Here is a 4,343-nt window from a genome sequence, read left to right as displayed (position 1 = left end):
TGTTCAGCCTCTTGATAATCAATGCTTTGGTTTCAGGATCAATCAATCAATCAATCAATCAATCAATCAATCAATCAATCAATCAATCAATCAATCAATCAATCAATCTTTATTTGTATAGCGCCAAATCACAACAAAGTTATCTCAAGGCACTTTACACATAGAGCAGGTTCTAAACCGTACTCTTCAAGTTTTAATTTATAAAGAGACCCAACATTCCCACATGAGCAAGCATTTAGCGACAATGGCAAGAAAAAACTCCCTTTTAACAGGAAGAAACCTCAGGCAGAACCAGGCTCAAAGTGGGCGGCCATCTGCCTCGACCGGTTGGGGTAGAGGGGAGAGAGAGGAAGAATAGGAGAGAGAGAGAGTAGCACATTGAAAATAAACATTGAAGCTAGAAGGTCCGGGACTGGAATCTGTCATCCGGACGTCTACAGGCCCAGATTGCCTGTGAGATGAGAAAGCACAGACAACTCCGGGGAAGAAGTGTAGGTTACTGAATGCATTAATAGTACATGAATGTTATTGGATATAGATGGATGGATAGAGAGAGAGAGAGAGGAGGAGAGAGGAGCTCAGTGCATCATGGAGGTAGGAGTCCCCCGGCAGTCTAAGCCTATAGCAGCATAAACTAGGAGCTTGCTAACTATAAGCTCTATCAAAAAGGAAAGTTTTAAGCCTACTCTTAAAAGTAGAGAGGGTGTCTGCCCTCCGGACCGAATCTGGGAGATGGTTCCACAGGAGAGGAGCCTGATAACTGAAGGCTCTGCCTCCCATTCTACTTTTAGAGATACTAGGTACCACAAGTAGGCCTGCGTTCTGGGAGCGCAGTGTTCTGGTAGGTACATAAGGTACTATGAGCTCTTTAAGGTATGATGGAGCCTGACCAGTAAGAGCTTTAAAAGTGAGGAGAAGGATTTTAAATTCTATTCTTGATTTTATGGGAAGCCAATGCAGTGAAGCTAAAATAGGAGTAATGTGATCTCTCTTTCTAGTTTTTGTCAGAACGCGTGCAGCTGCATTCTGGACCAGTTGGAGAGTCTTTAGAGACTTGTTAGGGCAGCCTGATAATAATGAATTACAATAATCCAGCCTAGAAGTAACAAATGCATGGATTAGTTTTTCAGCATCATTTTGAGACAGAATATGTCTGATTTTTGAAATGTTACGCAGATGAAAATAGGCAGACCTTGAAATTTGTTTTATGTGGGAATTAAAGGACAGATCCTGGTCAAATATAACTCCTAGGTTCCTTACAGTAGTACTGGAGGCCAAAGTAATGCCATCCAGAGTAGTTATATCATTGGATAATGTGTTTCTAAGGTGTTTAGGGCCAAGCACAATAACTTCAGTTTTTTCTGAGTTTAACAGCAGGAAGTTACAGGTCATCCAGGCCTTTATGTCCTTGATGCATGTTTGTAGTTTAGTTAACTGGTTGATTTCATTAGGCTTTATTGATAGATATAATTGAGTATCATCTGCATAACAATGAAAATTTATTGAGTGTTTCCGAATAATATTTCCTAAAGGAAGCATATATAAGGAGAATAGTATTGGTCCAAGCACTGAACCCTGAGGAACACCGTGTTTTACTTTTGTTTGCATGGAGGATTTATCATTGACATTTACAAACTGAAATCTATCTGACAGATAGGATTTAAACCAGTTTAATGCTGTTCCTTTAATACCAATTAAATGTTCAAGTCTCTTTAACAGGATTTGATGATCAATAGTATCGAAGGCAGCACTAAGATCTAACAGGACGAGGACAGAGAGAAGTCCATTGTCTGATGAAGTTAGGAGGTCATTTGTAACTTTTACCAGTGCAGTTTCTGTACTATGATGAGCTCTGAATCCAGACTGAAAATCCTCAAATAAGCTGTTATTATTTAGAAAGTTACACAGCTGATTAGCAACTGCTTTCTCGAGGATCTTAGAGAGAAAGGGGAGGTTCGATATGGGCCTATAGTTAGCTAGAACCTCTGAATCAAGAGTAGGCTTCTTAAGAAGTGGTTTAATGACAGCTACTTTAAAAGACTGTGGTACATATCCTGTCACTAAAGACAGATTGATCATATTTAATAAGGAAGTACTAACAGAGGGAAGGACTTCCTTAAGCAGCCTAGTTGGAATCGGGTCTAAAAGACAGGTTGATGGTTTAGAGGAAGTGATCATTGAGGTTAATTCTATAAGGTCGACTGGAGAGAAACAGTCTAAATAAATATCAGGTTTAAAAGCAGTTTCTGAGTTTCCTATGTTAGAGGATGAATCAGTGCTTATTGAGGGCAAGAGGTGATTAATTGTGTCCCTAATAGTTAAGATTTTGTCATTAAAGAAACTCATGAAGTCATCACTACTGAGAGTTAAAGGAATACATGGATCAGTAGTGTTATGACTCTTTGTCAGTTTAGCCAAAGTACTGAAAAGAAACCTTGGACTATTTTTATTCTCCTCTATTAGTGATGAGTAGTAGGCAGCTCTGGTGTTACGGAGGGCCTTCTTATATGTTTTAAGACTGTCTTGCCAGGTTAGGTGAGATTCTTCTGATTTAGTGGAGCGCCATATTCTTTCTAGTTTTCGTAAAATTTGTTTTAATTGTCGAGTTTGGGAATTATACCAAGGAGCTGTTTTCTGTTGTTTAATTACCTTCTTTTTTAAAGGAGCGATGGAGTCCAGAGTTGTTCTCAGTAAGTCTGCAGCGCTATCAACAATACAGTCAATCTGGGGGGGACTGAAATCAGAATAAGTCATCTCTGTTGTATTGATACATGGCATTGAGCTCAACATTGATGGAATTTTTTCTTTAAATTTAGTGACAGCACCATCAGACAGACATCTAGTAAGAACATGTCTGTCCAGTGGTGTATAGTCCAGTAATAAAAATTCAAATGTTATTAAGTAGTGGTCTGATAAAGAAGGATTATGAGGGAAAACTATTAAATGTTCAACTTCAATACCATATGTCAGAACAAGGTCGAGGGTGTGGTTATAACAGTGAGTTGGCTCATTCACATTTTGAGAGAAGCCAATTGAATCTAATAATGCAATAAATGCAGTGTTAAGGCTATCATTCTCAACATCCACATGAATGTTAAAGTCACCTACTATAATTATTTTATCAGTACTAAGGACTAAATTTGATAAAAGCTCTGAGAAGTCAGATAAAAATTGGGCGTACGGGCCAGGAGGACGGTAGATTACAACAAATAAGACAGGCTGTAAAGTTTTCCAGGCTGGGTGAGAAAGGCTGAGAACAAGACTTTCAAATGATTTATAATTAAGTTTAGGTCTAGGGTTGATTTTTAGGTCTGAGTTAAAAATGGCTGCAACTCCACCTCCTCGGCCAGTGTCTCGAGGGATGTGGGTATTGATATGACTGGGAGGAGTGGATTCATTTAGACTGACATATTCATCCTGACGCAGCCAGGTTTCAGTAAGACAGAATAAGTCAATATGATGATCTGATATTATATCATTGATTAATACACCTTTAGAGGAGAGAGATCTAGTGTTTAAGAGTCCACATTTAACTCTCTTATTTTGATGGTCCATTACTGGAGTGGTATTAATTTTGGTCAGGTTTTTATGTATCGCTCTTCTATTAAAAGCTGTTTTAATTGGTTTAGGAGGTCGGGGGACAGACACAGTCTCTATATGTAATTGGGTGGGTAACTGCTCTAGTGGAAGCACAGAGAAGCGTGTAAGACTGCAGCTCTGTCTCCTGGTCTGGACTCTGGGTTGTCATGGATTTGGGTCAATGAATTCGGCCATATTTCTAGATATGAGAGCAGCTCCGTCCAAAGTGGGATGTATGCCGTCTCTCCTAATCAGACCAGGTCTTCCCCAAAAAGTTTGCCAATTATCAACGAAGCCCACATCATTATCTGGACACCACCTCGACAACCAGCGGTTAAATGATGACATGCGGCTATACATGTCATCACTGATCAAATTAGGCAGGGGCCCAGAGAAAACTACGGAGTCCGACATTGTTTTAGCAAATGTACACACCGACTCAACATTAATTTTAGTGACCTCCGATTGGCGTAATCGGGTGTCATTTCCACCAGCATGAATGATAATCTTACTGTATCTATGTTTATCCTTAGCCAGCAGTTTTAAAGTTGACTCTATGTCGCCCGCTCTGGCCCCAGGAATACATTTGACTATGGTCCCTGGTGTCGCTAATTTCACGTTTCTGACTATGGAGCTACCAATGATCAGAGTCTGTTCCTCAGCAGGTGTGTTGCTGAGTGGGGAGAATCTGTTTGAAACATGAAGTGGTTGGTGGTGAACCGTGGGCTTCTGTTTGGGGCTATGCTTCCTTCGATTAGTCACCC

The 4,343-nt window shown here is 39.9% G+C and carries 2 protein-coding genes; both read right to left on the bottom strand.

From position 1 onward, the window contains the following. Nucleotides 1-645 precede the first annotated feature (645 nt). The gene (locus ACGLHS_RS32200; RefSeq protein WP_394486070.1) at nucleotides 646-3,555 is read right to left on the bottom strand and encodes a reverse transcriptase domain-containing protein; all 2,910 of its coding nucleotides are present in this window, start codon (nucleotides 3,553-3,555) and stop codon (nucleotides 646-648) included. 189 nt (nucleotides 3,556-3,744) lie between these two features. Next, a complete protein-coding gene (locus ACGLHS_RS32195; protein WP_394486072.1) occupies nucleotides 3,745-4,197 on the bottom strand; it encodes an SGNH/GDSL hydrolase family protein in 453 nt (150 codons plus the stop codon). Nucleotides 4,198-4,343 lie beyond the last annotated feature (146 nt).

Source organism: Variovorax sp. VaC1, assembly GCF_043658315.1.
In the GTDB taxonomy this organism is placed as follows: Bacteria; Pseudomonadota; Gammaproteobacteria; order Burkholderiales; family Burkholderiaceae_C; genus Variovorax.
The sequence above is the reverse complement of the archived record's forward strand: the minus strand, read 5'-3'. Positions and strand labels throughout refer to the sequence as shown.

Coding starts and splice junctions, on each gene's coding strand:
- ACGLHS_RS32200 (WP_394486070.1), bottom strand. CDS start 3,555: ATGGACCATCAAAATAAGAGAGTTAAATGTGGACTCTTAAACACTAGA.